Genomic DNA, 23,108 nt, shown 5'->3' on the forward strand with positions numbered 1-23,108 from the left:
GAAATTCGGGACGAATATCAGCGCTTACGGAGCCGGCACGCCGCGTTGCAGCGCCGGCACCGACTTGCGGCACCACAGGCGGTAGGCGAGCCCAAGCACGCCCAGCCAGACCGGAATCAGGTACACGGAAATGCGCAGATCCGGGATCAGATACATTACAACGAGAATGCCGCCGAGGAACGCGAGACACACGTAATTCGTCAGCGGATAACCGAGGCTGCGGAACGTGGTCGTCTGACCGGTACGCGCCTTCTCGCGGCGGAACTTCAGGTGAATCAGGCTGATCATCGCCCAGTTGATGATGAGCGCGGACACGACGAGCCCCATCAGCAGTTCGAACGCCTTGCCCGGCATGAAGTAGTTGATGATCACGCAGGCGGCCGTGACGAACGCCGACACGCCGAGCGCCGCCAGCGGAATGCCGCGCCGGCTCACCTTGAGCAGCGCCTTCGGCGCATTGCCTTGCTGCGCGAGACCGTAGAGCATGCGGCTGTTGCAGTACACGCCGCTGTTGTAGACCGAGAGCGCCGCCGTCAGCACGACGAGGTTCAGCACGTTGGCCACGAGGTCGCTGTTCATCGCGTGGAAGATCAGCACGAAGGGGCTGCCGCCGGCCACGACCTTTTGCCAGGGGTAGAGCGAGAGCAGCACGCCGAGCGCGCCGATGTAGAAAATCAGGATGCGGTAGATCACCTGATTCGTCGCGCGCGGAATGCTGTGCGAGGGATCATCGGCCTCTGCCGCGGTGATGCCGACCAGCTCCAGCCCGCCGAACGAGAACATCACGACCGCCATGGCCATGACGAGACCCGAGACGCCGTGCGGGAAGAAACCGCCGTTGCGCCAGAGGTTCGACACGCTTGCCTCGGGACCGGCCGAGCCCGAGAACAGCAGCCAGCCGCCGAAGGCGATCATGCCGACGATCGCGAGCACCTTGACGATGGCGAACCAGAACTCGAGTTCGCCGTACGACTTCACGCTCGTGAGGTTGATGCCGTTGATCACGACAAAGAACACCAGCGCCGAGACCCACGTGGGCAGCGTCGGCCACCAGTAATGCATGTAGATGCCGACCGCCGAAAGCTCGGCCATGCTCACGAGCACGTAGAGCACCCAGTAGTTCCAGCCGGAGAGAAAGCCCGCGAACGGGCCGAAATACTTGTCTGCGAAATAGCTGAACGAACCGGCGACGGGCTCGTCCACGACCATCTCGCCCAGTTGCCGCATGATGAAGAACGCAATGATGCCGGCGACGCCGTAGCCGAGCAGCACCGAGGGGCCGGCGGTCTGAATCGTCTGCGCAATGCCGAGGAACAGCCCCGTGCCGATCGCCCCGCCCAGCGCAATGAGCTGAATGTGGCGATTCTTGAGGCCGCGTTTTAGCTGGCCGCGATTTTCACGCGTGTCGTTTGAAACCATGTCTCGTCCTGTCTCCGACTTATGTGCGCAGGGCCGAAGCATCCGGGTAGGACGCCGGCTCCGCTCCACGAAATAAAATTGCGCACACAACCTTCTGCATCGGCGCGCTGCCGGGCTTGGTGGTATTGGCCGCCAGCCCGATCGGGTGCGCCCAGTGTATAGTTGACGCGGAAAAATATGATTTCATCTCGTACGCAGGCAAACCCTGATTGATACAATTCCCTCTCGCCTCAAACCCATCTCACGCAAGATAAATGCAAAATCTCGCGCTCGATACGATCGACATGCGGCTTCTCGCCGCACTGCAGGAGCGCGGACGCGCTTCGAACCTCGAACTCGCGGCCGCGATCAAGCTCTCGCCCGCGCAGACACTCAGGCGTCACCGGCGGCTCGAGGAGCTCGGCGTGATCCGGCGCTACGAGACGCGCCTCGACGCGCAGGCGCTCGGCTTCGGCGTGGTCGCCTTCATTCAGGTAACGATGGAGCGCGGGCACATGCGCGAGCTCGTCAAGTTCAAGGAACTCGTCGCGACGTTGCCGCAGGTGCAGGAGTGCTACTCCGTGACTGGCGATATCGACTACGTTCTGAAGGTGGTGGCGCGCGATCTCAAGGCGCTTTCCGAGTTCCTGCTCGATACGCTGATGCGCGCGCCCGGCGTGAACAGCGTGCAGTCGATCGTCTGCCTCGATGAACTCAAGGGGACGAGCGCGATGCCGCTGGAAGCCTGAGACAAGCGCGCGCCAGGTCCGTCTGGCGGGGGTTTTCGGCGAAAACGCAATTTTATCTCATCAGCGGCCTGCTCGCGGCGTCGCAAGACCGGCTGATGAAATAGTCTTGCTAAAAGCCCCATCGTGCTCTAAAAAACATGCTAGTTAGCCTGTCTCCTGGCCACCCTGGACACGGCAACGGGCGGCTTCACAAGCGCGAGCACGACAGTCCATGAGTCTTCTTGAACTCAGAGGCGTTTCCAGGCACTTCGGCGCCATCCAGGCGCTGACCGACGTGACGTTGAGCCTGGAACCCGGCCAGGTGGTCGGACTCATGGGCGACAACGGGGCCGGAAAATCGACGCTGGTGAAGGTCATCGCCGGCAACTTCCCGCCCTCTCACGGCGAAGTCCTCATCGACGGCAAGCCCGTTCATTTCAGCCGCCCCGTGGATGCCCGCGCCAAGGGCATCGAGGTCGTGTATCAGGACCTCGCGCTCTGCGACAACCTCACCGCGGCGGCCAACGTCTTTCTCGGGCGCGAGCCGCGCATCGGCATATGGCCCTTTCGCGTACTCGATCACGCGGCCATGTACCGGCGCGCTGCCGAGCTGTTCAAGGAACTGAAGTCCGAAACGCGCCCGCGCGATCTCGTCCGGCAGATGTCGGGCGGCCAGCGCCAGGCCGTGGCGATTGCGCGCACGCGACTGTCCGAGGCGCGGCTCGTGCTCATGGACGAACCCACCGCCGCGATCAGCGTGCGCCAGGTCGCGCAGGTGCTCGACCTCATCAAACGCCTGTCCGAACATGGCATTGCCGTCATTCTCATCAGTCACCGCATGCCTGACGTTTTCGAAGTCGCCCACCGCGTGGTCGTCATGCGGCGCGGGCGCAAGGTTGCGGACAAGCAGACCGAAGCCTCTTCGCCGGAGGAAGTCACCGGCCTGATCACCGGAGCCATCGCCGCGGCCTGAAGCGGCCCGCGCGCGATTGTGTTGCATGGGGCCGCACTAAGCGCTGAAGCGCTAAGTGCGCGCCGACCGCTTTGCATGGGGCCGCACTAAGCGCTGAAGCGCTAAGTGCGGCCGACAGGAGACCCGGAATTGAACGATGCGCCGCAAAGGCCGAATCCGATGCCGACACTGCTTGACGATCCCCAATCCGCGAAGACCCACACCCGCTGGAGCGGACTGCTCGCGAGCCAGGTGTTCTGGGTGGTGCTCGCGACGCTCGCAGCCTGCCTCCTGCTCTCGTTCGTCACCTCGACGTTCGCCACGCAGCAAAACCTCTTCAACGTCACGCGCAACTTCGCCTTTGTCGCCATCGTCGCGCTGGGGATGATGGCCATCATCATTACAGGCGGGATCGACATTTCGGTCGGCTCGACGATCGGCCTGAGCGGCATCGTGCTTTCCGTCACGATGAACGCGGGCTACCCGATCTGGGCCGGCATCGGCCTCGGCCTGCTCACCGCGGGAGTGGTCGGCCTCGTGAACGGCCTGCTCATCGCCTATCTCAACATGCAGCCGTTCGTCGTGACGCTCGGCATGCTGAGCGTGGGCCGCAGCCTCGCGCTCGTGATCTCCGGAAGCCGGACTATCTTCGAATTCGGACCCGACGGGCACAAGTTACTCCTGCTCGGCGGCGGCAAAACGCTCGGCGTGGCCAATCCCGTGTGGTTTCTGATCGTCCTCGGCCTGCTGTTCTGGTTCGCCTTCGCCTTCACGCGCTGGGGCCGCTATGTCTTCGCGGTCGGCGGCAACCGTCATGCGGCCAATCTCACAGGCGTGCCGGTACGGCGCGTCATCTGCTCGGTCTATGTGCTGGGCGGCCTGATGGCAGGCGTCGCGGCCATTCTCGAAGTGGGCTGGCTCGGCGCGGTGACCACCGGCCTCGGCACCGGCGACGAGCTACGCGTGATCGCCGCGACGGTGATCGGCGGCACCAATCTCGCGGGCGGCGTGGGCAGCGCGTTCGGCACGATCGTCGGCGCCGCGCTCATCGAAGTGATCCGCAACAGCCTGATCCTGCTCGGCGTCGATTCGTTCTGGCAAGGCACGGTCGTAGGCGGCTTCATCATCATCGCCGTGCTGTTCAACCGGCTGGGCGGCGAGCGGCAAAACGACTGAACGCAATTCAGGGAGGCGCGGCCGGACTGCACGCGGAACCGCCGGCCGTCACCCATCACAAGAAGCGCGACTCGTTGCGCGCGGTTCCGCAGAAAGCCCAAGGCACGGGCGCGGGCTTTCCTTCCGATGACGAAAACTGTACGAGACACGCGCGCCGTACGACCGGCGCCGAACAGGAGGAAACCATGAAGAAAGCGTGGAAGTATCTCGCTGCGATCGGAGGGCTCGCGATGCTGGCCTCTTCCGCCTACGCAGCCGACAAGACCCTCGCGCTGGTCGTGAAGGGCCTCGACAACCCGTACTTCGACCTCATGCACCAGGGCTGCGACCGGGCCAACAAGGAGCTCAGCAAACAGGGCTACAACTGCTACTACACGGGCCCCGCGACAGCGGCGGATGAAAGCGCCGAAGTGCAGATCGTCGACGACCTGCTGACCAAGGGCGTCGCGGCGATTGCCATTTCGCCGTCGAACGCGCCGGCCATTGCCGAGGTGATCCGCCGCCGCAACGCGAAGATTCCGATCATCACCGCGGACGCCGATCTGCTGCCGAAGGACCAGTCGTTGCGCAAGGCGTATGTGGGCACCGACAACTACGAGCTGGGCGTGAAGCTCGGCGAGCAGTTGAAGACGCTGATGCCCAAGGGCGGCAACATCTGCCTCGTGATGGGCAACCCCGCGGCCGAGAACATCAACCAGCGCGCCCAGGGCACACGCGACGTGCTCTCGGGCAAGAAAGGCATCAAGAAGCTGGCGGGCGAAAACAACTGGCACGAGATCAGCGCCTGTCCACTCTACGTGAACGACGATGCCGCGAAAGCGAATCAGATGATGCAGGACACGCTCACCGCGAACGCCAGCACGCTCCAGGCGTTCGTGTTCGAGGGCGGCTGGCCGCTCTTCGCACCCGAGGCGTATTCGCAGGTCGTCGCGCCGATCATGGACAAGATCAACAGCGGCCAGTTCGTGATCGTTTCAGCCGATACGCTCGGGCCGGAGCTGCAGGCCCTCAAGGACCACAAGGTCAATGCGCTGGTCGGGCAGCGGCCTGAGGAAATGGGCTATCAGGCGGCGATGGTGATGCGCGACCTCGCCGAAGGAAAGACGGTGAAGCCGATCGTTCACACGGGTCTCGACGTTTGCACCTGGAAGAACGCGGATACGTGCCTGAAGCATTGAGCGCCGGAAGCAAAAAACCCGCGCCGGCACACCGTGCCGAACGCGGGTTCTTTGCTTCGCCTGCAGGCTAGCGGGAGAACGTCACTCCCATTCGATCGTCGCGGGCGGCTTGCCCGAGATGTCGTACACCACACGGTTGATGCCGCGCACTTCATTGATGATGCGGTTCGACACGTGGCCCAGCAACTCGTGCGGCAGGTGCGCCCAGTGCGCCGTCATGAAGTCGAGCGTCTGCACCGCGCGCAGCGCAACGACATACTCGTACGTGCGGCCATCGCCCATCACGCCCACGCTCTTCACCGGCAGAAACACGGCGAACGCCTGGCTCGTGAGTTCGTACCACGACTTGCCGGTTTCCTTGTCGATCGTGTTACGCAGCGTCTCGATGAAGATCGCATCCGCGCGGCGCAGCAGATCCGCAAAATCGCGCTTCACTTCGCCGAGAATACGCACGCCGAGGCCAGGGCCCGGGAACGGATGGCGATAGACCATTTCGTGCGGCAGGCCGAGCTTCACACCCAGTTCGCGCACTTCGTCCTTGAAGAGTTCACGCAGCGGTTCGAGCAGCTTGAGGTTGAGCGTTTCCGGCAGGCCGCCCACGTTGTGGTGGCTCTTGATCGTGTGCGCGGCCTTCTTGCCCTTGCCGGCCGACTCGATGACGTCCGGATAGATCGTGCCTTGCGCGAGCCATTTGGCGTCGGTGAGCTTGCCGGCTTCCGTCTGGAACACTTCGACGAACTCCGCGCCGATGATCTTGCGCTTCGCTTCCGGATCGGTCACGCCGGCGAGCTTCGACATGAACGCTTCACTCGCGTCGACATGGATCACCTTCACGCCGAGGTTGTCGGCGAACATCGACATCACCTGCTCGGCTTCGTTCAGACGCAGCAGGCCGTGATCGACGAACACGCAGGTCAGCTGGTCGCCAATCGCACGATGCAGCAGCGCCGCCGCGACCGACGAATCCACGCCGCCCGAGAGGCCGAGAATCACGTGCTCGTTGCCCACCTGCCTGCGGATCGTCTCGACGGCTTCGTCGATGTAGTGGCCCATCTCCCAGTCGGCCTTCGCGCCGCAGATGCCGAGCACGAAGCGCTCGAGCATCGCGCGGCCCTGCACCGTGTGCGTGACTTCCGGGTGCCATTGCAGGCCGTAGAAGTGGCGCGCTTCATCGGCCATGGCCGCGATCGGGCACGATTCCGTCGACGCCATCAGCTGGAAGCCTGCCGGCATCTCCGTGACCTTGTCGCCGTGGCTCATCCACACCTTGAGCATGCCGTGGCCTTCGCTCGTGCGGAAGTCTTCGATGCCCTCGAGGAAGCTCGTGTGGTTGCGCGCGCGCACTTCGGCGTAGCCGAATTCGCGCAGGTGGCCGCCGTCGACCTTGCCGCCGAGCTGTTCGGCCATTGTCTGCATGCCGTAGCAAATGCCGAGCACCGGCACGCCCAGTTCGAACACAGCTTGCGGCGCGCGCGGCGTATCGGTGTCGGTGACCGAGTTCGGGCCGCCGGAGAGGATGATGCCCTTCGGTGCGAATTCGCGCACGAATGCGTCATCCACATCGTACGGATGGATTTCCGAATAAACGTGGGCTTCGCGCACGCGGCGCGCGATGAGCTGGGTGACTTGCGAGCCGAAGTCGAGGATCAGGATTTTGTCGTGCATGGCTGCGGACGAGACCTAAAAAAGAACGGATACGGAAAGCCGCGCGACACTTCAAATGCGCGCAGCGTGAATTCATCAGGACCCAAGCGCCGCGCTACGGCGGCACCGGGTGGCGCAAGCTCGGGTGTGCTTCGGGCGCACTGCGTCTGCTGTTTGGGAGGCCGGGTTTGCGCGTGGCTTCAGCCACGCAGCGGCGGCCTCGGTGCGTCGGCCGCCTCGTCGCGAGCCGCCTGGCGAGCCTCTCGAGCTTGCGCGGGACTCGCGGGCGGCGGCGTAACCGGCGATGGACGGGGCGCAACCGGCGGAACGGCCGCGGGCGTCACGGTCGGGACTTCCACAACGGGTTCGACCGGCGCTGCGGGCCGTTTTGCCCCTTGTGCACCGCCCCACGCCATCGTTCGCATAAAGCCCGGCTTCGCGTACGACACCGGCTCTTCGCGCCGTTCGGGCTGGGCCTTCTCCACCTTGCGCTGCTGCGCGGAACTGCCGCTCGCCTGCCCCTTCTGGCGCTTGCGCACCGCGCCCGCGAGCCGGACGCCGCCGAGGCCGAGGACGATCAGCCACACCCCAACCGCACCTGCCACCAACTGGCCAAAACCCGTGAGCTGCGGCGCACGCAGCCCGATCAGCCAGACCAGCATCAGCACGCCGGCAATCCAGTTGACGTGCCCTACGGTGCGGCCCACAGGCAGTGTCATCTCCCCGTGGAAGGCCGCGCGCAGCGCGAGCCACGCGAAACCCAGCAGCACCACGCCGAACGCCTGCCCAACGAGCGCCGGCTGCGTTTGCACCAGTTGCAACGCGTTGTAGACGAGGGTCCAGGGCGTGAGAACGAACAGCACGCCGAACCCCAGCAACGTCAACGCATCGACAATCAGTAGCACGCGCAGCAGCGGCTTCATCGGGGCTTAGTCCACGTGATAGTTGGGCGCTTCCTTCGTGATCTGCACGTCGTGCACGTGCGACTCGTGCAGGCCGGCGCCGGTAATCTGCACGAACTCCGCCTTCGCATGCAGGTCTTCGATCGTACGGCAGCCGCAGTAGCCCATCGAAGCGCGCACGCCGCCGATCAGCTGGAACAGGATCGCGTTGATCGGCCCCTTGTAGGCGACTCGGCCTTCGATGCCTTCCGGCACGAGCTTGTCGATGTTCGCCGAGTTGTCCTGGAAGTAGCGGTCCGCGGCGCCGTCCTTCATCGCGCCGACCGAGCCCATGCCGCGATACGACTTGTACTGGCGGCCCTGGTACAGGAACACGTCGCCCGGCGACTCTTCGGTGCCCGCGAACATGCTGCCCATCATCACGGCGTTCGCGCCGGCGGCCAGCGCCTTCGAGACGTCGCCCGAGTAGCGCACGCCGCCGTCGGCGATGCACGGCACGCCCGTGCCCTTGAGTGCTTCCGAGACATTGGAGATCGCGCTGATCTGCGGCACGCCCACGCCGGCCACGATACGCGTCGTGCAGATGGAGCCCGGGCCGATGCCGACCTTCACGCCGTCCGCGCCGTACTCGACGAGCGCGCGCGCCGCGTCGGCCGTCGCGATGTTGCCGCCGATCACTTCGACGTGCGGGAAGTTCTTCTTGACCCAGCGAACGCGCTCGAGCACGCCCTTGCTGTGACCATGCGCCGTATCCACGACGATCACGTCCACGCCGGCTTGCACCAGCAACTCGACACGCTCTTCGTTGTCCGGACCGACGCCGACTGCCGCGCCCGCGCGCAGCTTGCCGTGCTCGTCCTTACAGGCGGCCGGGTGCTCGGTCTGCTTGGTGATGTCCTTGACGGTCATGAGACCGCGCAGCTCGAATGCGTCGTTGATGACCAGCACGCGCTCGAGGCGGTGGCTGTGCATGAGCGCCTTGGCTTCGACGAGCGGCGTGCCTTCCTTGACGGTGACGAGGCGCTCGCGCGGCGTCATGATCGAGCGCACCGGCTCATCCAGGCGCGTTTCGAAACGCAGGTCGCGGTTCGTGACGATGCCGACGAGTTGCGCGCCTTCCACGACCGGGAAGCCCGAAATGCCATGCTGCTGCGAGAGCGCGATGACGTCGGCGACCTTCATTTGCGGCGGAACCGTTATCGGATCGCGCACGACGCCCGACTCGAAGCGCTTCACCTTCGCGACCTCGCGCGCCTGCTCGGCCGGCGTGAGGTTCTTGTGAACGATGCCGACACCCCCCTGCTGCGCCATGGCGATTGCCAGACGGCCCTCCGTGACGGTATCCATAGCGGCCGACACGAGCGGAATGTTCAGGGAGATATTGCGGGTCAGCCGGGTCTTCAGGCTGGTGTCGCGCGGGAGAACGTCGGAAAAGGCGGGGACGAGGAGCACGTCATCGAACGTGAGTGCTTTCTGGATCAGACGCATGGCAAATCCTATAGGCGCAAAAGCAGATTATACGCGATAGCGCCCTGGAAATCATCAGCGCTAACAGTAGCTTAGCGCCGTTTTCGGGATTATTTCCATGCTCCGGCCCTGCCGGTGCGAGCCATGCGGGCATGGCCCGCCTCCGACCCGAATATCGGGCGCACGCTGCAGGATTGAACAAGACGGGTGCGCGCACCTCCAGTTATGCTTCGGGCCGTTCTGTCAAAACGGCCTGCCTTGGGCCACCGAAGTATCCGGAGGCAATACAAATGCAGCGTGGTGTGTTGTACGGCGTGCTCGCCGGCGCATTATGGGGAACGGTGTTCGTCGTGCCCCGGCAACTGGCGGAGTTCTCGCCACTGCTCCTGAGCGCGGGCCGCTATGCGATGTATGGGCTCGTTTCGCTCGCTGCGCTTTTGCCCATGCTGCGCCGTGTCTGGCCGCGCATGACGCGCGCCGATCTCGTCGCGCTCGTGAAACTCGCGCTGGTGGGCAACGTGCTCTATTACCTCTTTCTCGCGAGCGCCATCCATCTGGTGGGCATCGCGCCGGCCTCGCTGATCGTCGGCGTGCTGCCCGTCACGGTCACGCTGCTCGGCCGCCGTGACCATGGCGCCGTGCCGCTTTCGCGTCTGGTCTGGCCGCTTGCGATGATCGCGGCCGGCATCGTCTGCATCAACGTGGACGTGTTCAGCGCAGCCGGCGACGCGGGCGGCGCGAGTATCCTCACACGCATCGCAGGCATTGGCTGCGCAGTCGGCTCGCTCGTGTGCTGGACCTGGTTCGCGGTCGAGAACGCGCGTTATCTGCAGCGCAATGCGCACTTCAGCGGCAACGAATGGTCGGTGCTCTGGGGCGTGGTCACGGGCGCGCTCGGCGGCCTGCTCTGGCTCGGCATTCTCGTCGTGCCGTCGCACTGGGTGCAGGAAACCGTGGCCGCCGGCCGCTGGACCACGTTCTGGCAGCTGAATCTGGTGCTCGCGATCGGCGCCTCGTGGCTCGGCAACGGACTCTGGAACGCCGCCGCCAAGCGCTTGCCGCTCACGCTCTCAGGTCAGATGATCGTGTTCGAGACGCTGTTCGCCCTGCTCTATGGCTTTATTTACGATCACCGGCTGCCGCGCGGGCTGGAAATCGCGGCGATCATGCTGCTCGTGGCGGGCGTAAGCTGGTCGGTGCGCCAGCATTCGGGCGGTCCGGAAGACACCGCGCACGGCGACGGCATCGTGCCGGACGGCGATCTGCCGGGCATCGGCAACGAAAGCCGCCTTGCGCAACCCAACGTCGACGCGAAGCAAAACGGCCGCACGACCATCGCCTGAGCGCGCCGGGCCGCAAAATGCCGAATGGGCGAGACAGCGCAGGCTGTCCCGCCCATTACGCTCGTGCGTCAAATCCGTGGCAACCCGGCTCGAACCTCTAGCGCGAGTCCTTGGGCAACCACTTGCGCCCTTCGATCGAGCCTTCCTTGCGGGTCTTGTCGACGCGGCGCTGGCGCGCCATCTTGGGGTCGACGATCAGCGGCCGATAGATCTCCACGCGGTCGTGGTCGGCGAGCACGGTGTCGAGCGGCTTGAGCTTGCCGTACACGCCCACCTTGAGCTTCGCCAGATCGATCTCGGGATGGCGCGCGAGAATGCCGCTTGCTTCGATGGCCTGCTGGACGGTCGCGCCCGTCGGCAACTCGATGCTGATGAGCGTCTGCGCATCCGGCAGCGCGTAGCAGACGTCGATGGAAAGATTCGCGCTCATGGCTTGCCGTAGCGCTGGTCGGCGCGCTTCACGAAGGAGTCGACGAAGGTGTTCGCGATGTGATGGAACACTGGCCCGATGAGCTTCTCTAGAATGATGTTTGAAAACTCGTAATGCAGCGCAAACTCGATCTTGCAGGCGTCGGCGCGCAGCGGCGTGAAACGCCAGTAGCCCGTGAACTTGCGGAACGGGCCATCGGCGAATTCCATGTCGATGCGCTCGGGCCGCTTTTGCGAGTTGCGCGTGGCGAAGTGTTGCTTGATGCCCTTGAAGTTGATGTCGATCTTCGCCTCCATGCCGCTCTCGTCCTGACGGCGAATCTCGACGCCGCCGCACCACGGCAGGAAGTTGGGGTAGTCGGCGACGTCGGTGACGAGGTCGAACATTTGTTCCGCCGAATGGCGAATCAACACGGTTTTCTGGACATCCGCCATAAATTGCGCAATGCGTGGCTAGGGTGAAAGCGCCACGGGCTTTCGGGAGCCCGCTTTGCTAAAATCGTAATTTTAAACGAGTTGGGCCAATCCCATTTTCCTATGAGCATCATCGACAACAGAAAAGCGTTCTTCGATTACTTCATCGAAGAGCGCCACGAGGCCGGGCTCGTGCTGGAAGGATGGGAAGTCAAGGCCATGCGCGCCGGGCGAGCCAACATCAAGGAAAGCTACGTCGTGATCAAGGACGGCGAGCTCTACCTGATCGGCACGCACATCAGCCCGCTGCCCGAGGCCTCGACGCACATCCAGCCGGACCCCACGCGCACCCGCAAGCTGCTGCTCCATCGCGAGGAAATCGACAAGCTGATCGGCAAGGTCGAGCAGCGCGGCTTCACGCTCGTGCCGCTGAACTTTCACTACAAGGGCGGCCGCGTGAAGTGCGAGATCGGCCTCGCCAAGGGCAAGAAGCTGCACGACAAGCGCGAAACCGAGAAGAAACGCGATTGGGAGCGCGAAAAGGCGCGCCTGATGCGCTCGGCCACCTGATTCTTCCGGAAGTTCTGATGGACAACGGGCCGCTCATGCGGCCCGTTGTCATTTGCAGCGGCCTGAGCGCTTATGCGCCCTTCGCCGCCCCGGCCCCGCTGATCTGCCCCTCGCGCAGGCCTGCCCGGTTCACGATCGTCAGCGCTGAAGCGATCATCGAGCTTAAATCGCCCATGTTACCCGGCACGATCAGCGTATTGCCCTGCTTCGCCAGATTGGCGAAAGCATTCACGTACTGTTCGGCCACCTTGAGGTTGACGGCGTCCATCCCGCCCTGCGCCTGGATCGAGTTGCCTATCTTCTGGATGGCCTGCGCGTTGGCCTCGGCCACTGCGAGAATGGCGGCCGCCTGACCCTGCGCCTGGTTGATCGCCGCCTGACGCTCGCCTTCCGACTTCTGGATCGCTGCTTCGCGCGCGCCGGCTGCCAGGTTGATCTGCTCCTGCTTGCGGCCTTCCGAGGCCGCGATGAGCGCGCGCTTTTCGCGCTCGGCGGTGATCTGCGCCTGCATGGCGTGGAGGATTTCCTTCGGCGGCGTGAGATCCTTGATTTCGTAACGCAGCACCTTCACGCCCCAGTTCGATGCGGCTTCATCGAGCGCCGACACGACGCTATGGTTGATGAAGTCGCGTTCCTCGAAGGTCTTGTCGAGTTCGAGCTTGCCGATCACCGAGCGCAGCGTGGTCTGCGAAAGCTGCGTAATCGCGAACACGAAATTGCTCGAGCCGTACGACGCCTTCATCGGATCGGTCACCTGGAAGTACAGCACGCCATCCACCTGAAGCTGCGTGTTGTCTCGCGTGATGCAGACCTGGCTCGGCACGTCGAGCGGAATCTCCTTGAGCACGTGCTTGTACGCCACGCGATCCACGAACGGCAGCACGATCGTCAGCCCCGGCGTAAGCGTGGCGTGGTAGCGCCCAAGCCGTTCGAGCACCCAGGCATGCTGTTGCGGCACGATCTTGATAGTCTGCGCGATCAGCACGACGACGATCACGAGCAGAATCAGGCCGACGACTGGGACTTGCATACGGGACCTCCGTTCGCTTCTGTGTGGTGTGTTGGTGTGAGGTGAATTCGGCCGGTCACGCGTGGCGCGCGTCGTCGCGAGCGGCGCCGGGCGCATTGGCATCGCGCCGTTCGCGCTTCGCCGCCACGACGAGGCAACTGCCGCGCACTGCCTTGATTTCATAGAGCGGCGCGTCTTCGGGCTCGCCGGGCGCGAGTTCGACGTCCCATTCGGCGCCGCGATACATCGTGCGCGCGCGGCCGTCGCGCCATGCGGCGACAGCAAGCGTCGCGCCAATATCGAGGTTCACGCCCGGATCCGTCGAGGCGTCGGTCATGCGCCGGCGGCGGCCAAAACGCGAGCGCCGCAGCGTGACCACGGCCGCGAGCCCGACCGCCGCCGCGACGAGCAGTTGCCCGTCGAGCGGCCAGCCAAGCTCATAGCTGAGCGCGCCGGCGAGAAAGCCGAGCGCGATCATCAACAAGTAGAAGGTGCCGGTCATCAGCTCGGCGACGATGAGCACGCCAGCGGCAATCCACCAGAACAAACCATGCGGACCCACGACGACCTCCCAAAGTAAAACACCCCGGATAGACCGGGGTGTTATAGCACGAAGCTGACACTTTTTTCCGCAGCGTGCGGTGACGCACGGGAAGCTGCATCAAGCTCCGTATGTGCCGAGGAGTGACGCCCTCGGCACCGCGCTTACTTCGACTGCGACTTCGCCAGCTGCTGCCACGTCTCGACAACCGAGTCCGGGTTCAGCGAGATCGAAGCGATGCCTTCTTCCGCGAGCCACTGGGCGAAGTCCGGATGGTCGGACGGGCCCTGACCGCAGATGCCGACGTACTTGTTCAGACGGCGGCAGGTTTCGATCGCACGCTTGAGCATGAACTTCACGGCCGGATCGCGCTCGTCGAAGTCGACGGCCAGCAGTTCCATGCCCGAGTCCCGGTCGAGGCCGAGCGTGAGCTGCGTAAGGTCGTTCGAGCCGATCGAGAAGCCGTCGAAGTACTGCAGGAACTCTTCGGCGAGAATCGCGTTCGACGGCACTTCGCACATCATGATCAGCTTGAGGTCGTTCACGCCGCGCTTGAGGCCGAACTTCTCGAGCAGACCGACCACGCGCTCCGCCTGCTTGAGCGTGCGCACGAACGGCACCATGATCTCGACGTTCGCGAGACCCATTTCTTCACGCACGCGCTTGAGCGCCAGGCACTCCATTTCGAACGCCTGCGCGAAGTCCTCGGCGATGTAACGCGACGCGCCGCGGAAACCCAGCATCGGGTTTTCTTCGTCCGGCTCGTAGCGCGAACCGCCGATCAGCTTCTTGTACTCGTTCGACTTGAAGTCCGACAGACGCACGATCACGGGCTTCGGATAGAACGCCGCCGCGATCGTGGCGATGCCTTCCGTGAGCTTGTCGACGTAGAACGCGCGCGGCGAGGCGTGGCCGCGTGCCACGCTTTCCACGGCCTTCTTCAGGTCCGCGTCGACATTCGGATACTCGAGAATCGCCTTCGGGTGCACGCCGATGTTGTTGTTGATGATGAACTCGAGACGCGCGAGGCCAACACCCGCGTTCGGCAGCTGCGAGAAGTCGAACGCGAGCTGCGGGTTGCCGACGTTCATCATGATCTTGACCGGAATGGCCGGCAGATCGCCACGCTGGACTTCGCTGACTTCGGTTTCCAGCAGCCCGTCGTAGATGCGGCCTTCGTCGCCTTCCGCGCACGAAACCGTCACGAGCGCGCCGTCCTTCAGCACGTCGGTCGCGTCGCCGCAGCCCACCACGGCCGGCACGCCCAGCTCACGCGCGATGATCGCCGCGTGGCAGGTACGGCCGCCACGGTTCGTGACGATCGCCGAGGCGCGCTTCATCACCGGCTCCCAGTTCGGGTCGGTCATGTCGGCGACGAGCACGTCGCCCGGCTGCACGCGTTCCATTTCGGACGGGTCGTGAATCACCTTCACGCGGCCCGCGCCGATCTTCTGGCCGATCGCGCGGCCCGTTGCGAGCACCTGCGACTGGCCCTTGAGCTTGAAGCGCTGCTCGACCTTGCCGGCGGCCTGGCTCTTCACGGTCTCCGGACGCGCCTGGAGAATGAAGATCTTGCCATCGAGGCCGTCCTTGCCCCACTCGATGTCCATCGGACGCTGGTAGTGCTTCTCGATGATGACGGCGTACTTCGCCAGCTCGATCACGTCTTCGTCGGTGATCGAGAAGCGGTTGCGCTGTTCGTGCGAGACGTCGACCGTCTTCACGCGACCCGGCTCGCCCGGCTGCGTGAATTCCATCTTGATGAGCTTCGAGCCGATCGAGCGGCGGATGATCGGAGCCTTGCCCTGCGCGAGCGTGGTCTTGAAGACGTAGAACTCGTCCGGATTCACGGCGCCCTGCACGACCGTTTCACCGAGGCCATAGCTCGACGTGATGAAGACCGCGTCCTTGAAGCCCGATTCCGTGTCCAGCGTGAACATCACGCCTGCGGCGCCGCGGTCCGAGCGGACCATGCGCTGCACGCCAGCCGACAGCGCGACTTCGGCGTGGGTGAAGCCCTTGTGGACGCGATAGGAAATGGCGCGGTCGTTGTAGAGCGACGCGAACACGTGCTTGAGGCGATCGAGCACGTCTTCGATGCCGACCACGTTGAGGTAGCTTTCCTGCTGACCGGCAAACGATGCGTCGGGCAGGTCTTCCGCCGTTGCCGACGAACGTACGGCGAACGAGAGCTCGGACGGCGAACCGTTTTGCAGCGTCTCGAAACCGGCGCGGATGTCCGCTTCGAGTTTCGGCTGCAGCGGCGCGTCGATGATCCACTGACGGATCTCCTTGCCGGCTTCGGCCAGCGCCTTCACGTCGTCGACGTCGAACGTCTCCAGACGAGCCGCGATCCGTTCGGTCAGGTTGTTATGTTTCAGGAAGTCGCGGAAGGCGAGCGCCGTCGTCGCGAAACCCGTGGGCACTCGCACGCCTGCCTCAGCCAACTGGCTGATCATTTCGCCGAGCGAGGCGTTCTTGCCGCCCACGATCTCGACATCGGTCATCCGCAACTGCTCGAAAGGCACTACATACGCCTGATCCTTGGCAACGGTGTTAGTCATACAAGCCCCTAAGTGTGAAAAAAATTCACGATTGCGCAAGTGGGCTCGAACGCGGTCCGCCCATTGGAGGCGGATTCACGTCTTGCGCAACCTGTTGGAGAAGCAATCGCTCAAGAGCCGAGCGAATTTCCTTTCAATGGAAAAGCACGAAGATGCACGCGATTTCATGCAGTTAGACGGAATCGCTGCAAATTGACACCAGAATGCACCGCGATAGGCGGCGGTTTGGCGCGGTTGCACTGCAATTGCTTATCCAACAGGTTGCCGCTATTCTACCGTGCCGACTCTCGAATTTGTGCCAGTCGGCGAGAATTGCCCCTCGGTCCCGCCGGACGGGGCTTTCCGGGCGCCCAAGCCTGTCCCGAGCGGCCCTGCAGCTCACGTACCCAGCCTCAACCGATGCCGCCTACCGTATTCATCGTCTCCGACGGTACCGGGATCACTGCCGAAACTTTCGCGCATTCGATCCTGTCGCAGTTCGACCAGAAATTCCGCCTCGTGCGCGTGCCCTTCGTCGATTCGTCCGAAAAGGCCTACTCGACCGCCGAGAAGATCAACGAAGCCGCCGTGCAGGAAGGCCGCCGTCCGATCGTGTTCACGACGCTCGTGGACAGCAACTCGAACGAGATCGTCAAGCGCGCGAATGCGCTCGTGATGGACATGTTCCAGACCTTCGTGGAACCGCTCGAGCAGGAGCTGGAGCTCAAGTCGAGCCACGCCATGGGCCGCGGCCACCAGAACGCCGACACCGACGAATACAAGAACCGTATCGAGGCGATCAACTTCTCCCTCGCGCACGACGACGGGCAGTCCGACCGCAATCTCGCCGACGCCGACGTGATCCTCGTGGGCGTGTCGCGCAGCGGCAAGACGCCGACGAGCCTGTATCTCGCGATGCAGTACGGTGTGAAGGCCGCGAACTACCCGCTCATCCCCGACGATTTCGAGCGCGGCAAGCTGCCGAATGCGCTGCTTTCGCATCGAACGAAGATTTTCGGCCTCTCGATCGATCCGCAGCGCCTGACCGAGATCCGCAACGAGCGGCGCCCGGGCAGCAAGTACGCCGCGCTGGAAAATTGCCGCTACGAGGTCAACGAAGCCGAGGCGATGATGCGGCGCGAAGGCATCAAGTGGCTCTCGTCGACGCACAAGTCGATCGAGGAAATCGCCACCACGATCCTGCAGGAAATCCGCATCGACAAGCCGTCGTATTGAAACGCCCGGCCTGAAACGAAAAGGCCCGCATCTGAGCGGGCTTTTTTATTGCTATCCGGCGCGAGTGTCAACGTGCGTGACGCTGCTGCCGGCATTGCTCGAACACGCACACCGCCGCCGCCGCCGCGACGTTGAGCGATTCCATGCCGCCCGGCTGCGGGATCGTCACGCGCAGCGCGGCCGCGTCGCGCCAAACCTGCGAGACGCCCGCTCCTTCGTTGCCGAACACCCACGCGACCTGGCCCGTCAGATCGGCCTCGTCGATCGCCTGCGCGCCATGCGAATCGGTGATGACGACCGGCACGCCGAGCATCTCGACGAGCGCTTCGGCCTCCACGTTCTCGAACACCTGCAAGAGGAAATGCGCGCCCATTGCCGAGCGCAGCACCTTCGACGACCACACATAGGCCGTACCCGGCGTGCAGAACACCGTGTCGATGCCGGCGGCCGCCGCGCTGCGCAGGATCGAGCCGACGTTGCCGGCGTCCTGCAATCCGTCGAGCACGAGGCACGTCGATGCAACGCGTTCGGGCAACAGCGCTTCAGGCATATCGACGAGCAGTAGCAGCCCTACGCCGTGCACGACGTTCGAAAGCTGCCCGAAGAGCGCATCGGGCAGTGTGATGACGCGGCGCTCGTCGACGCGGGCAACGATCGCCTGCGCTTCTTCGTGCGCGAGCGCGCCTTCGGTCACGACGCAGTACTCGGGCTGTGTGCCGCCGTCGAGCCACGCGCTCGCGAGATGGAAGCCTTCGAGCAAGGCCTGATGGCTGCGCCGCTGTTGATGCGTCGAGCCGGCGAGCGCCTTCAGACGCTTGTAGAGCGGATTGTCGCGCGAGGTAATGGCTTTCACGGGCGGCTCAGGCGTGTCAAATGAGAATCGGGAGATAGAAAAACGGCTGCGCCGGCACCGTGCGAGACGGCGCCGGCTCGCGCGAGACGCCGTCAGCGGCGGCTCAAGGCAGCGGCGCGAAGGCGTCGTCTTCTTCGAGGCCGGCGGCGTCGCTGACCACGGTCGAAGCGTCGGGCAGGACGATGCCGTGCAGCACGTAGGCGTCGCGCACGGGCGCGAACGAGCGCCGGTGATGCTCGCACGGACCATGTACGCGCAACGCTTCGAGGTGCTGCGGCGTGCCGTAGCCCACATGGGCGTCGAAACCGTAATACGGATGGCGTTGGTGCAGATCGACCAGCATGCGGTCGCGCGTAACCTTGGCGAGGATCGACGCCGCCGAAATGCTCGGCACGAGCGCGTCGCCGCCGATCACTGCCTCGCTGCGCACCGGCATCACCGGGCAGCGATTGCCGTCGATCTTCGCGAGCGTCGGCACGAGGCTCAAGCCCTCGACCGCGCGCCGCATCGCCAGCATCGTCGCGTGCAGGATGTTGAGCGTGTCGATTTCCTCGACGCTCGCCGATGCGACGCACCACGCGAGCGAGCGTTCGACGATGCGCTCGTAGAGCGTTTCCCGCGCCTGTGCCGTCAGCACCTTCGAATCGTTGAGCCCGCGAATCGGCCGGGCCGGATCGAGAATCACGGCCGCGGCAACCACGGGCCCGGCGAGCGGCCCGCGGCCGGCCTCGTCCACGCCGCAGATCACGTCGTCCGGCGATTCGAACAGCAGTCCGGCCTGGCGCGCCGCCTTGCGACGCGCGGCGAGCTTGAGCGCCGCCTGCGACGGCGGTTTTTTCTCCGCCGGCGCTGTCGTGCGCCTGGCCGTGCGCTTGATCGTGCCCTCGCTCATGCCCGCCCCTTTCGGCCTTCGACGATGCTCGCGACCACCTCGGCCGCGCGCTCCGCTGTGTTCTGGCGCAGGGTCAGATGCATCTGCGTGAACACCTCGGTCAGCGTGCGCCGGTTTGCCTCGTCCTGCAACTGCGTGAGCGTCGCGTCGGCAAGCGCGTCTGGCGTCGCGAAGTGCTGCAGAATTTCCGGCACGACGAAGCGCCCCGCGAGAATGTTCGGCAGGCCGACATACGGCAGGTAAGCCTGACGGCGCATGATCTGCCCCGTGAGCCAGGGCACCTTATAGGAGATGACCATCGGCTTCTTGAGCAGCGCCGCTTCGAGCGTGACCGTGCCGCTCTTCACGAGGATTGCGTCGGCGGCCGTCATGGCGAGTTGCGACTGGCCGTCGATGATCGTGAGCGCGAGACCCTGATGCGCGTTCGCGAGTTCCTGCAGCTGCGCGTGGATGGCCGGCGTTGCCGCCGGCATCACGAAACGCAGCGCCGGCTCGCGCCGCTGCATGATCTGCATCGCGTCGAAGAAGGTCGGCCCGATCAGGTTGATTTCCGAGCGGCGGCTGCCCGGCAGCACCGCGATCACCGGGCCGCTTTCCGGCAGGCCCAGCGTGCGGCGCGCACCGGGCATGTCCGGTTCGAGCGGAATCTCGTCGGCGAGCGGATGGCCCACGTACGATGCCGCCACCCCGGCCTTCTCGAGGAGCGCCGTTTCGAACGGAAACACGCAGAGCATGTGATCCACAGCCTTCTGGATCTTCTTGATGCGACCGCCGCGCCACGCCCAGATCGACGGGCAGACGAAGTGGATGGTCGGAATACCCGCGTCGCGCAGCGCGTGCTCGAGGCCGAAGTTGAAGTCAGGCGCGTCCACGCCGATGAAGGCGTCAGGCGGCTCGGCCAGCAGCTGATGCTTGAGCTCGTTGCGGATGCGCAGAATCTCGGGAATGTGCCGCAACGCCTCGACGTAGCCGCGCACCGAAAGTTTTTCCATCGGCCAGTGCGCATCGAAGCCGGCGGCCATCATGCGCGGGCCGCCGATTCCGTAGTACCGCGTAGTGTCGGGCAAGCGGGCTTTGAGACCTGCAAGCAGCGACGACGCAAGCAGGTCGCCGGACGGCTCGCCGGCGACCATTGCCAGGCGCAGCGGACGCGTTTGCAGCGCCATCGATCAGCGAATGATGCCGCGTTGCGACTGCTCGACGAAGTCGAGCAGCGCCTTCACGTGCACGTCGCCGTCGCCGCCCGCCTGCGCGAGGTCGGCGAGCTGCACCTTCGCCTCTTCGAGCGAGAGCCCGTTCTTGTAGAGCGTGCGATACGCCGAGCGCAGCGCGGAAATCGCGTCAGCCGAAAAGCCGCGACGGCGCAGACCTTCGACGTTGATGCCGTGCGGCACCGCCTTGTTGCCGGCGGCGATCACGAACGGCGGCACGTCCTGCACGAGCGCCGAGGCGCCGCCGACCATCGAATGCGCGCCGATGCGCACGAACTGGTGCACGCCGGTCATGCCGCCGACGATCGCGTGGTCTTCGACGAACACGTGGCCCGCGAGCTGCGCGTTGCTCGACATGATGACGTTGTTGCCCAGACGGCAGTCGTGGCCGACGTGAACGTAGGCCATGATCCAGTTGTCGTCGCCGATGATCGTGACGCCGGTGTCCTGCACCGTGCCCGTATGCAGCGTCGTGAACTCGCGGATGGTGTTGCGGCTGCCGATCACGAGCTTGGTGGGCTCGCCCTTGTACTTCATGTCCTGCGGACGGCCGCCGATCGACGCGTAGTGGCCGATCGTGTTGTCTTCGCCAATCGTCGTGTGGCCTTCCAGCACGCTATGCGAACCGACCTTCGTGCGTGCACCGATGGTGACGTTCGCACCGATGACCGCGAACGGTCCGATTTCGACCGATTCGTCGATCTGCGCGCCCGACTCGACGACCGCAGTGGGATGGATCCTGCTCATTCGTCCTCGCTCTCCGATTCTGTTTCCGTGCGCCGGCGCCTCGAGGTCAAGGCGCGCTGCGGCATGCGGCGGCGCTGCTTATTGCGCCGCGTCCATTTTCTTGACGGTGCACATGAGTTCCGCCTCGCAGGCCACGGAGCCTTCCACTTCGGCCACCGCCTTGAACTTCCAGATGCCGCGCATGTAGCGCTCGAACGTCACGTTGAGGATGAGCTGGTCGCCCGGCTCGACCACGCGCTTGAAGCGCGCGCCGTCGATGCCCACGAAGTAGTACAGCGTATTCTCGAAGTCCTGCTCTTCCTCCGAGAACGTGAGCAGCGCGGCGGTTTGCGCCAGCGCCTCGAGAATCATCACGCCGGGCATGACCGGACGCTGCGGGAAGTGTCCCGTGAAAAAGGGCTCGTTGACCGTCACGTTCTTCAACGCCTTGATGCTCTTGTGCGGCTCCAGTTCGATGACCCGGTCCACCATCAGGAACGGATAGCGGTGCGGCAGCAGCGTGAGAATCTTGTGGATGTCGAAGTTGAGTTTTTCGATGTTCATGGTGGTTCTGCTCACGCAGGAATTGCGCGTGTGACTTTCGATTTCGATATTCGAGGCGCCGGACCAAACACGCCCGCGCTGACGCGAAGTATGCGCCACGCCCGCGCTCCCGTGCATGCGTATTGCCCCGGGCGGAGGGCCCCCTGCGGGGAACCCCCAGGCGAGCAGCTTCGGCCGTCCGCGACGCAAAGCGGCGCGCCGCTCCCGCGACACGCCGCCCGCTACCTCGATACTGCTTTCTTATTCGCCCTGCGGCTTCTGGGCTACCGCCGCCTCGAGCGCCTTGATACGGTCGCGCAGCTTGTCGATGTTACGCAACAGCGCGGCGCTCTTGTTCCAGTCGGCATGATCGACCGCCGGGAAAGCGCTCGTGTAGATGCCAGCCTTCGGCAACGACTTCGAGACACCCGACTTCGCGGTGACGATCACGTAGTCGCCCAACGTGACGTGCCCCGCGATGCCCACCGCGCCGCCAATCATGCAATGACGCCCGATCGTCGTGCTGCCCGCAATGCCGGCGCAGCCCGCGATGACCGTGTACGCGCCGATCCGGCAGTTGTGGCCGATCTGCACGAGGTTATCGATCTTCACGCATTCTTCGATGATCGTATCGGCCATCGCGCCACGGTCGATCGTGGTGTTCGCGCCGATCTCGACGTCCGGCCCGATGGCCACGCCGCCCACCTGCGGAATCTTGACCCAGCTACCCGTGCGCGCGGCTCCCTCGCCCGTGAAATCGGGGGCGAAACCAAAGCCGTCCGAACCGATCACGGCGCCGGCATGCACGATGGCGCGCGGGCCAAGCTTGCAGCTGTGGTAGACGGTCACGCCCGGATACAGGTGCGAGCCCTCGTCGACCTGGGTGCCGCGGCCGATGAAGACGTTCGCGTCGAGCCGTACGTTTTCCCCGATCACGGCGCCCGCTTCGACCGTGACGTTCGGGCCGATCACCGCGCTCGCGGCAACCTCTGCCTTCGCGTCGACGTGGGCGCTGGCGTGGATGCCCGGCTGCGCCTTCGGCGCGGCGAGGTCGATATACGCCTGCGCGACACGCGCGAAGTAAGCATACGGATTCGGTGTGACGATGAAGTTGCGTCCTTCGCGCGATGCGAGCTTCTCGAGGTCGCCGGGGCTGATGAGCACCGCGCCCGCCCGGGTCGTCTCGACCTGCGCGAGATACTTCGGATTGGCGAGGAACGCGAGCTGTTGCGGACCAGCCTGGTCGAGCGGCGCCAGCGAACTGACGCGTTGCGTCGCATCGCCCACCACCTCGCCGCCGAACCGCCCGACGATGTCCTCAAGCGTAAATGCCATGCGCGTGCTGCTCCTGCC

The 23,108-nt window shown here is 64.5% G+C and carries 22 protein-coding genes; 7 read left to right on the plus strand and 15 right to left on the minus strand.

What is annotated here, in order from left to right; all coding sequences use genetic code 11:
• Positions 1-24: 24 nt before the first annotated feature.
• The gene (locus AB3X99_RS17330) at positions 25-1,419 is read right to left on the minus strand and encodes an amino acid permease (protein ID WP_368617629.1); all 1,395 of its coding nucleotides are present in this window, start codon (positions 1,417-1,419) and stop codon (positions 25-27) included.
• A gap of 254 nt (positions 1,420-1,673) precedes the next feature.
• On the opposite strand from AB3X99_RS17330, the gene AB3X99_RS17335 reads away from it, so the two are divergent.
• The 4 genes from AB3X99_RS17335 (at position 1,674) to AB3X99_RS17350 (ending at position 5,432) form a co-directional block, all read left to right on the plus strand.
• Positions 1,674-2,147 (plus strand): Lrp/AsnC family transcriptional regulator, encoded by a 474-nt coding sequence (locus AB3X99_RS17335; protein ID WP_069265638.1) that lies wholly within the window; start codon positions 1,674-1,676, stop codon positions 2,145-2,147.
• 211 nt (positions 2,148-2,358) lie between these two features.
• On the plus strand, positions 2,359-3,099 hold the full coding sequence (locus tag AB3X99_RS17340) for an ATP-binding cassette domain-containing protein (protein ID WP_368617630.1): 741 nt from the start codon (positions 2,359-2,361) through the stop codon (positions 3,097-3,099).
• 159 nt (positions 3,100-3,258) lie between these two features.
• Entirely contained in the window at positions 3,259-4,254 is a 996-nt protein-coding gene (locus AB3X99_RS17345; RefSeq protein ID WP_342945823.1) for an ABC transporter permease, read from the plus strand.
• A gap of 185 nt (positions 4,255-4,439) precedes the next feature.
• Positions 4,440-5,432 carry a sugar-binding protein gene (locus tag AB3X99_RS17350; protein WP_165979471.1) on the plus strand — a complete coding sequence of 331 codons (993 nt, stop codon included), beginning with the start codon at positions 4,440-4,442 and terminating at the stop codon, positions 5,430-5,432.
• 81 nt (positions 5,433-5,513) lie between these two features.
• Here AB3X99_RS17350 and guaA read toward each other — a convergent pair whose 3' ends face one another.
• The 3 genes from guaA to guaB all read right to left on the minus strand — a co-directional run bounded on the left by guaA (position 5,514) and on the right by guaB (position 9,466).
• Positions 5,514-7,097: a glutamine-hydrolyzing GMP synthase gene (guaA, locus tag AB3X99_RS17355; RefSeq protein WP_069265635.1), complete on the minus strand. Its 1,584-nt coding sequence runs from the start codon at positions 7,095-7,097 to the stop codon at positions 5,514-5,516.
• Between the two features lie 179 nt (positions 7,098-7,276).
• Entirely contained in the window at positions 7,277-7,999 is a 723-nt protein-coding gene (locus AB3X99_RS17360; RefSeq protein ID WP_368617631.1) for a hypothetical protein, read from the minus strand.
• 6 nt (positions 8,000-8,005) lie between these two features.
• On the minus strand, positions 8,006-9,466 hold the full coding sequence (guaB, locus tag AB3X99_RS17365; RefSeq protein WP_069265633.1) for an IMP dehydrogenase: 1,461 nt from the start codon (positions 9,464-9,466) through the stop codon (positions 8,006-8,008).
• A gap of 269 nt (positions 9,467-9,735) precedes the next feature.
• Here guaB and AB3X99_RS17370 point away from each other — a divergent pair, with 269 nt between their 5' ends.
• Positions 9,736-10,788 (plus strand): DMT family transporter, encoded by a 1,053-nt coding sequence (locus AB3X99_RS17370; protein ID WP_368617632.1) that lies wholly within the window; start codon positions 9,736-9,738, stop codon positions 10,786-10,788.
• Positions 10,789-10,885: 97 nt separating this feature from the next.
• Here the strand turns inward: AB3X99_RS17370 and AB3X99_RS17375 are convergent, their stop codons facing one another.
• Both AB3X99_RS17375 and AB3X99_RS17380 read right to left on the minus strand, forming a co-directional pair.
• Entirely contained in the window at positions 10,886-11,218 is a 333-nt protein-coding gene (locus AB3X99_RS17375; RefSeq protein WP_042265785.1) for an RnfH family protein, read from the minus strand.
• A complete protein-coding gene (locus tag AB3X99_RS17380) occupies positions 11,215-11,652 on the minus strand; it encodes a type II toxin-antitoxin system RatA family toxin (protein WP_042265786.1) in 438 nt (145 codons plus the stop codon). Before AB3X99_RS17380 ends, AB3X99_RS17375 begins: the two co-directional genes overlap by 4 nt.
• 102 nt (positions 11,653-11,754) lie before the next feature.
• Between AB3X99_RS17380 and smpB the strand changes: the two genes are divergently transcribed.
• Positions 11,755-12,201, plus strand: a complete 447-nt coding sequence (smpB, locus tag AB3X99_RS17385; protein ID WP_368617633.1) for an SsrA-binding protein SmpB — start codon at positions 11,755-11,757, stop codon at positions 12,199-12,201.
• 70 nt (positions 12,202-12,271) lie between these two features.
• On the opposite strand, the gene AB3X99_RS17390 is transcribed toward smpB, so the two are convergent.
• The 3 genes from AB3X99_RS17390 to ppsA form a co-directional block, all read right to left on the minus strand.
• Positions 12,272-13,231, minus strand: a complete 960-nt coding sequence (locus tag AB3X99_RS17390; RefSeq protein ID WP_069265629.1) for an SPFH domain-containing protein — start codon at positions 13,229-13,231, stop codon at positions 12,272-12,274.
• Between the two features lie 55 nt (positions 13,232-13,286).
• A complete protein-coding gene (locus AB3X99_RS17395) occupies positions 13,287-13,772 on the minus strand; it encodes an NfeD family protein (RefSeq protein ID WP_141710708.1) in 486 nt (161 codons plus the stop codon).
• 143 nt (positions 13,773-13,915) lie between these two features.
• Positions 13,916-16,315 (minus strand): phosphoenolpyruvate synthase, encoded by a 2,400-nt coding sequence (ppsA, locus tag AB3X99_RS17400; RefSeq protein ID WP_069265628.1) that lies wholly within the window; start codon positions 16,313-16,315, stop codon positions 13,916-13,918.
• Between the two features lie 399 nt (positions 16,316-16,714).
• Here ppsA and AB3X99_RS17405 point away from each other — a divergent pair, with 399 nt between their 5' ends.
• A complete protein-coding gene (locus tag AB3X99_RS17405) occupies positions 16,715-17,530 on the plus strand; it encodes a pyruvate, water dikinase regulatory protein (protein WP_028204047.1) in 816 nt (271 codons plus the stop codon).
• A 67-nt stretch (positions 17,531-17,597) separates the two neighbouring features.
• On the opposite strand, the gene AB3X99_RS17410 is transcribed toward AB3X99_RS17405, so the two are convergent.
• The 6 genes from AB3X99_RS17410 to lpxD form a co-directional block, all read right to left on the minus strand.
• Positions 17,598-18,383 (minus strand): TrmH family RNA methyltransferase, encoded by a 786-nt coding sequence (locus tag AB3X99_RS17410; RefSeq protein WP_368617634.1) that lies wholly within the window; start codon positions 18,381-18,383, stop codon positions 17,598-17,600.
• A gap of 103 nt (positions 18,384-18,486) precedes the next feature.
• Positions 18,487-19,275: a ribonuclease HII gene (gene rnhB, locus AB3X99_RS17415; protein ID WP_368617635.1), complete on the minus strand. Its 789-nt coding sequence runs from the start codon at positions 19,273-19,275 to the stop codon at positions 18,487-18,489.
• The gene (gene lpxB / locus AB3X99_RS17420) at positions 19,272-20,441 is read right to left on the minus strand and encodes a lipid-A-disaccharide synthase (protein ID WP_368617636.1); all 1,170 of its coding nucleotides are present in this window, start codon (positions 20,439-20,441) and stop codon (positions 19,272-19,274) included. Before lpxB ends, rnhB begins: the two co-directional genes overlap by 4 nt.
• Positions 20,442-20,444: 3 nt before the next feature.
• Complete coding sequence (lpxA, locus tag AB3X99_RS17425) at positions 20,445-21,233, minus strand: acyl-ACP--UDP-N-acetylglucosamine O-acyltransferase (RefSeq protein ID WP_342921362.1); 789 nt, start codon at positions 21,231-21,233, stop codon at positions 20,445-20,447.
• Between the two features lie 78 nt (positions 21,234-21,311).
• A complete protein-coding gene (fabZ, locus tag AB3X99_RS17430) occupies positions 21,312-21,776 on the minus strand; it encodes a 3-hydroxyacyl-ACP dehydratase FabZ (protein WP_028204052.1) in 465 nt (154 codons plus the stop codon).
• A 240-nt stretch (positions 21,777-22,016) separates the two neighbouring features.
• Positions 22,017-23,090, minus strand: coding sequence for a UDP-3-O-(3-hydroxymyristoyl)glucosamine N-acyltransferase (lpxD, locus tag AB3X99_RS17435; RefSeq protein WP_368617637.1), 1,074 nt, complete (start codon positions 23,088-23,090; stop codon positions 22,017-22,019).
• Positions 23,091-23,108 lie beyond the last annotated feature (18 nt).

The sequence above is a fragment of the Paraburkholderia sp. BR10882 genome, from assembly GCF_040948855.1.
In the GTDB taxonomy this organism is placed as follows: domain Bacteria; phylum Pseudomonadota; class Gammaproteobacteria; order Burkholderiales; family Burkholderiaceae; genus Paraburkholderia; species Paraburkholderia nodosa_A.

Bases quoted from the DNA above. Each gene is read 5' to 3' on its own strand.
- AB3X99_RS17330 (WP_368617629.1), bottom strand. From the start codon at position 1,419: ATGGTTTCAAACGACACGCGTGAAAATCGCGGCCAGCTAAAACGCGGC.
- AB3X99_RS17335 (WP_069265638.1), top strand. From the start codon at position 1,674: ATGCAAAATCTCGCGCTCGATACGATCGACATGCGGCTTCTCGCCGCA.
- AB3X99_RS17340 (WP_368617630.1), top strand. From the start codon at position 2,359: ATGAGTCTTCTTGAACTCAGAGGCGTTTCCAGGCACTTCGGCGCCATC.
- AB3X99_RS17345 (WP_342945823.1), top strand. From the start codon at position 3,259: ATGCCGACACTGCTTGACGATCCCCAATCCGCGAAGACCCACACCCGC.
- AB3X99_RS17350 (WP_165979471.1), top strand. From the start codon at position 4,440: ATGAAGAAAGCGTGGAAGTATCTCGCTGCGATCGGAGGGCTCGCGATG.
- guaA (WP_069265635.1), bottom strand. From the start codon at position 7,097: ATGCACGACAAAATCCTGATCCTCGACTTCGGCTCGCAAGTCACCCAG.
- AB3X99_RS17360 (WP_368617631.1), bottom strand. From the start codon at position 7,999: ATGAAGCCGCTGCTGCGCGTGCTACTGATTGTCGATGCGTTGACGTTG.
- guaB (WP_069265633.1), bottom strand. From the start codon at position 9,466: ATGCGTCTGATCCAGAAAGCACTCACGTTCGATGACGTGCTCCTCGTC.
- AB3X99_RS17370 (WP_368617632.1), top strand. From the start codon at position 9,736: ATGCAGCGTGGTGTGTTGTACGGCGTGCTCGCCGGCGCATTATGGGGA.
- AB3X99_RS17375 (WP_042265785.1), bottom strand. From the start codon at position 11,218: ATGAGCGCGAATCTTTCCATCGACGTCTGCTACGCGCTGCCGGATGCG.
- AB3X99_RS17380 (WP_042265786.1), bottom strand. From the start codon at position 11,652: ATGGCGGATGTCCAGAAAACCGTGTTGATTCGCCATTCGGCGGAACAA.
- smpB (WP_368617633.1), top strand. From the start codon at position 11,755: ATGAGCATCATCGACAACAGAAAAGCGTTCTTCGATTACTTCATCGAA.
- AB3X99_RS17390 (WP_069265629.1), bottom strand. From the start codon at position 13,231: ATGCAAGTCCCAGTCGTCGGCCTGATTCTGCTCGTGATCGTCGTCGTG.
- ppsA (WP_069265628.1), bottom strand. From the start codon at position 16,315: ATGACTAACACCGTTGCCAAGGATCAGGCGTATGTAGTGCCTTTCGAG.
- AB3X99_RS17405 (WP_028204047.1), top strand. From the start codon at position 16,715: ATGCCGCCTACCGTATTCATCGTCTCCGACGGTACCGGGATCACTGCC.
- rnhB (WP_368617635.1), bottom strand. From the start codon at position 19,275: ATGAGCGAGGGCACGATCAAGCGCACGGCCAGGCGCACGACAGCGCCG.
- lpxB (WP_368617636.1), bottom strand. From the start codon at position 20,441: ATGGCGCTGCAAACGCGTCCGCTGCGCCTGGCAATGGTCGCCGGCGAG.
- lpxA (WP_342921362.1), bottom strand. From the start codon at position 21,233: ATGAGCAGGATCCATCCCACTGCGGTCGTCGAGTCGGGCGCGCAGATC.
- fabZ (WP_028204052.1), bottom strand. From the start codon at position 21,776: ATGAACATCGAAAAACTCAACTTCGACATCCACAAGATTCTCACGCTG.
- lpxD (WP_368617637.1), bottom strand. From the start codon at position 23,090: ATGGCATTTACGCTTGAGGACATCGTCGGGCGGTTCGGCGGCGAGGTG.